Annotated in this window: 5 protein-coding genes; 4 read left to right on the top strand and 1 reads right to left on the bottom strand. The window is 39.2% G+C overall.

Annotated elements, in window-relative coordinates:
- Nucleotides 1-475: 475 nt before the first annotated feature.
- The 4 genes from DFQ11_RS11745 (at nt 476) to DFQ11_RS11730 (ending at nt 4,283) form a co-directional block, all read left to right on the top strand.
- Nucleotides 476-1,222: a hypothetical protein gene (locus DFQ11_RS11745; protein WP_110476081.1), complete on the top strand. Its 747-nt coding sequence runs from the start codon at nt 476-478 to the stop codon at nt 1,220-1,222.
- A gap of 154 nt (nt 1,223-1,376) precedes the next feature.
- Nucleotides 1,377-1,916: a lipocalin family protein gene (locus tag DFQ11_RS11740; RefSeq protein ID WP_394346958.1), complete on the top strand. Its 540-nt coding sequence runs from the start codon at nt 1,377-1,379 to the stop codon at nt 1,914-1,916.
- Nucleotides 1,917-2,029: 113 nt separating this feature from the next.
- The gene (locus DFQ11_RS11735; RefSeq protein ID WP_110476080.1) at nt 2,030-3,112 is read left to right on the top strand and encodes an NADH:flavin oxidoreductase; all 1,083 of its coding nucleotides are present in this window, start codon (nt 2,030-2,032) and stop codon (nt 3,110-3,112) included.
- A 355-nt stretch (nt 3,113-3,467) separates the two neighbouring features.
- Nucleotides 3,468-4,283 (top strand): tetratricopeptide repeat protein, encoded by an 816-nt coding sequence (locus DFQ11_RS11730; RefSeq protein WP_199446467.1) that lies wholly within the window; start codon nt 3,468-3,470, stop codon nt 4,281-4,283.
- 266 nt (nt 4,284-4,549) lie between these two features.
- On the opposite strand, the gene DFQ11_RS15390 is transcribed toward DFQ11_RS11730, so the two are convergent.
- A complete protein-coding gene (locus DFQ11_RS15390) occupies nt 4,550-4,681 on the bottom strand; it encodes a hypothetical protein (RefSeq protein WP_262508289.1) in 132 nt (43 codons plus the stop codon).
- Nucleotides 4,682-5,328: the final 647 nt, after the last annotated feature.

Here is a 5,328-nt window from a genome sequence, read left to right as displayed (position 1 = left end):
GTGGTTATTTTGACGTACTTAGGTGCTGGCCTTGATAGATTCTTTAATACCCAGAATGAGCTAGGCTTGCTAATCTATACGACACCCCTAAGGGCTGCGCCCGGTAATTACGAATCAAAATATATTTTGATTCTTATTAGCCTCGAGGGGACATTTGATTCGTTATGCTTTGTGAGATACTACTTGTTATGGTGATTTATTTACTGTTGTGGGTTGTTCTTAGACAACACCCCTAAAGTCCCCTCAAGGGGACATTTGATTCGTTATGCTTTGTGGGATTTCTCTTCTAGGGATAATTGTTTTGTTTTTATTTCTGGCTTCCTTTTATGGGGCTTTTTAGATGTGTTCATAGGGCTTATACGGAGTTACCATGGAGTATCCTCGGGGTTAATACGCTATACATACGCTATACCTATTGCGTAAGTTGCTGATATTTATTAACTTAGCTTAAGTTCAACATTAAACTTTTATTATTATGGCACGACAGCGAGGACTCTTTACTATTAGTGGTACTATTGGCGATTTAAACTTTTTCATTATGTCTGGGAAAGGCTTTGTTAGAAGGGCTGGTGGCGGATTTAATGGCGAGGCTATTCGAACTCAAGATAATATGAAGCTTGTGCGGGATAATGCTTCTGAATTTGGGCATTGCAGCACATCGAGAAGTCGATTTCGAAGAGCTTTACTCCCTTTTTTTGGAGGTTTAAAAGGTCGGCAGATTCACTCGAGATTAATGACCTTATTTACACAGCTAAAAGATTTGGATTTTGTTTCAGAACGTGGAAAACGTCGAGTTAAACATGGTTTACAAACGGCCAAAGGGAAACGATTATTGAAGCAATTTGAGTTTATTCCGCATCAAAAGATGATGTCTGATCTCTATGAACAGTCCAACTTTGATTGGCATACGCAGCAGTTATCCGTTAAGAATTTCAACCCGAGTCTATACAAAACACCCAAGGCTGCTACACATGTAGGCATAACTTTAGGGGTGTTAGATTTTGACTTTGATCGTTTGGATTCGGCATTAGAGGTTTCTCCGACTTGTTTTTTAGCTGTTGATTCGCTTGCCAGTTCCTTTGTTTTAGAGCCTGCGGATATTGTTAGTCCACAACACTCCGGCGTTGCGGTTCTAGGATTGCGTTACTACGAGATTATCGACCAGGAGGTTTATGATTTACAGTCGGGCATTGCGGTTAGGGTGTTGGATTATATGGATTGATGTGCTATGCCCCTAGCCTATTGGGTTTTTATCGATTTTAGTCGTTGGTCCTTTTAATTCCTGTGCGTTATGATGGTATGGCTTTATTTGGCATGACGTTCATGTTGTTGGTTTGAAATGGGATAGGTCATTCTTTTTAACTAATTTTACAGGAATGATGACTCGACGATTTCTTCAACCCTTATTCACCGGTATTATTATGCTAGGATTATTTTCATGTGCGACTATTCCCAAGGGAGCTACAGCTGTTAGCCCATTTGACAAAGAACGCTATTTAGGACAATGGTATGAGATTGCTCGGCTTGATTTTAAGTATGAGCGGAATTTGAATAATACTACGGCGACCTATTCGTTATATGACGATGGTACAATTAAGGTAGATAATCGCGGGTATAACACCAAAAAAGAAGCCTGGAGTCAGGCTATAGGCAAAGCCAAATTTATTGGAGACGAGCAGGTGGCCCAACTCAAAGTTTCGTTTTTTGGTCCGTTTTATTCTGGATATAATGTTATTGCCCTTGATGAGGACTATCGCTATGCTTTAGTCGCCGGAAAAAGCACTAAATATTTATGGATTCTCTCTCGTGAGCCCGAGATTCCTGAATCGGTTAAGAACGATTATCTTAAGATTGCTGAGGAGATTGGTTATCGGACTTCCGATTTACTTTGGGTAGAACATGATCAATCCAAATAAATTGCACAGTATTCAATACTTTATGAGGTCTATGGCTATTCGATCTCGATGTCATAGGACTCCCATTTTCATTTCAAACAAGGACAAACACGAACAAAACATTTACTAAACCCATGAACGAGCTTCTGAATTCCCCATTACAATTTCCTTGCGGTGCGCAGATGAAAAACCGATTTATGTTAGCCCCTTTAACCAATACCCAGAGTCATTCTGACGGCAGGCTTTCGGAGGATGAGTTTCGGTGGTTGCAGATGCGTGCTGAAGGTCAATTTGGGTTGGTGATGACTTGTGCCTCTCATGTTCAGAAAGTAGGTCAAGGGTTTCCTGGACAATTGGGCATTTATTCCGATGCTCATATTAAAGGTCATACACGATTGGCTTCGGCCATCAAATCCTATGGTAGTTTGGCTGTAATTCAGTTACATCATGCCGGTATGCGGTCGCCCGAAGCGGTTATCAACAGCACTCCTGTTTGTCCGTCTGCCAATGAAAAGCAGGGTGCACGAGCTTTAAATTTAGCAGAGATAGAGGAATTAAAAGCTGATTTTATTCAGGCTGCACTTCGTGCTCAAAAAAGCGGTTATGACGGTGTTGAAGTTCACGGCGCCCACGGTTATATACTGACACAGTTTTTAAGTTCAGAAATTAATAAGCGAACGGATGCCTATGGAGGTTCTTTAGAAAACCGTTCTCGACTTTTGTTTGAGATTGTCCATGGGATTAGAGCGGCCTGCGGCACGGACTTTTTATTAGGCGTTAGACTATCTCCCGAACGTTTTGGCATGCGCTTGGAGGAGGTTAAGCAGGTCTGTCAGCGTTTTATCGATGAGGAAGTGATTGACTTTTTAGATATTTCGTTATGGGATGTTTTTAAAGCTCCTGAAGAAGAAGCCTTTAAGGGTACGACTTTATTAAGTCATTTTACAGCCCTTGATTTTAAATCCATTCGACTTACAGTGGCAGGAAAGATTAGTACTGGGGAGGACGTTAGCAAGGTATTAGCCTCAGGTGTTGATTTTGTAAGTATTGGACGCTCTGCTATACTTCATCATGATTTTCCTGTTAAGGTGATGGCAGATCCTGAATTTGAACCTATAGCAACCCCAGTAACTCCGGATTATTTGAAGTCGGAAGGTATTGGAGAGGATTTTATTAATTATTTGAAGCGGTGGCCGGATTTGGTTGGTGAGGAATAGAAGGAGTTCTAAATCATCAACGCCCACATTCGTATAAAGATTCCCTTCTTATACCATATTAGCATTATCGATTTTATAAATGATAAGACCTATCGTTTTGTACAACATCAGCCATATACAACGGGAGCCTCTCGGTGTTCTATGATTTCCATTATGTAAGCTTAGGACTCAAAATTTAAAAGGATTTCAATACTCAACATAGAATTTACAGTCTAAATTATTGTTGACGAATTGAAATGTTAAGGTAAAAGATAAAAAATTGTCTTTGTGATAAATTTTATAAACCTTGCAGCATTAGGTTAATTCTAAACAACTCAATATTATAATTTCCAAATTACTCTTAGCCCTTTTCCTTTTGTCTCTTCCTGTTACTTTCTTTTCACAAAACACCATTACCACGGATTCTTTACAAGAACCTATGTACAGGCCTTTAGTTGAAAGGTATATATTGGATGAAATAAAAACCTTAAGACAAGAGAACCAAAGTTTGAGAGCAGAGGTGACCAAAAAAATTGCAGAAGCGAAATTAGAGTCTTCAGATAGAGCCATCGATTATACCACAAGTACTGTGAATAATATTTTTTATATCATAACGGCAGCTGCATCCTTATTAGTTCTATTAGGCTGGCGTTCTTTAAATGATATTAAAAAGAGTTTAAAGATTGATATGGCTAAGAAAATTCAGACTCTTACTTCGGACTATGAGAGTCGTTTACAGCAAGTGGAAGTTAAAATGACTGAACGCTCGAAAGTGATTATAGAAACACAAAAGAACATAACCGATACTAATTCAATTCACTCTTTATGGATGCGTGCTGGATTAGAAAAAAGCGACGAAGATAAGATTTCAGTATATGATGAGATATTAAGTATTAAACCGGACGATATTGAAGCGATGACTTATAAAGCTGATGCTTTATTGGAAATTGGAGAAATACGTTGGGCTTTAGATCTTACAAATAACGCCACTGAACTTGACCATGAATATGCTTTAGCTTACTGGCAGCGTGCTTGTGCTTATTCGAAAATGGATAAACCAGCGGACGCTTTAAAAGACATAAAAAAGGCTATTGAATTGTCTGACACTTTGGAAGAGGAATTACTTAATGAAAAGCATTTTGAAAATTTACATGAAAATAAAGCTTTTAAATTACTAGTATCGAAGACTTAATTATAGGGCGTATGAGCGTATTAAATAAGTTAGGTTTAATTAAGCACTTCTAAACCTCTCACAGAACCGTACGTGAACCTCTCGATTCATACGGCTCTTCATAGTCCAAAGTATTTCTACTCCTGACCTAATACCCAAAATCATCGCTAACCTAAGTCAACTTGTAATACAATAATAGGTCACACTATGTGAAGCCCTTCGCTTGTAGGGTCATTACTCCTACTCTCTTGGGTAATTTCGCTACTACGGCTTCATCCGCCCCAAAGTCAAGCATCGCTACTCTTAGCCTTTTCCCTACAGGATTTTCGGCATTCTTGCTTAACATCTTGACTTTGGTTCTCCTGTTCCTTTACAGAGCCTGTATATGGTTCTTGCCCTCTTAATACCGCCTGCCACATAGCCGGTAAGTAGTTTTCCGCTATGTTTCTAATTATTGCTAATTAACTTGTCTCTCAGGGCCGCTCTACCCCTTGATTTTGGCAGAATAAAAGTTATTTTCGACACGTCTTCGATGGGTTCGCTTCCGCTCAACTCCCATATACTCACCATACACCTAATCGCCATACAAACGGCTTTAGCTGCCTTGACCTTAACGCTCAATACCTTTGCTCTTTACAAAAGCACCTTAAGGCGGTTTGAAAAAGTAGACTACACTACTTATCCGATAGTCCAATTCTCTGCATTTACTCCTTCTGTGAGACCTCCAAGTTTACCGTTTCATAGGGCTTGGCTCGTTGCCGTTTCACCATAGAGCCTATCATCTCTGTAAAAGTTATGTTACCATTTCAAAGAACTTATTTATCTTGTACCCTTGGTAACGCAGGACACACAGCCGAACCGCTAACAATGTATATAAAAAATAGGCGAAATAGCTGTAAAATCAAGGCTTTGGGCTCTTTTCAAGCTTTATGCTTAACCGAAAGTATTGTGCTTCGTAATCGCCTACTTTTCAAGAACTGTGTTAAAAAACAAGTATTTATTAGTTTATATTTACTAAAACACTTCTATAGTTTCTGTCATATTTTAAACCTGATTTAGCTAGGGC

The sequence above is a fragment of the Winogradskyella epiphytica genome, from assembly GCF_003217215.1.
Lineage (GTDB): Bacteria > Bacteroidota > Bacteroidia > Flavobacteriales > Flavobacteriaceae > Winogradskyella > Winogradskyella epiphytica.
The sequence above is the reverse complement of the archived record's forward strand: the minus strand, read 5'-3'. Positions and strand labels throughout refer to the sequence as shown.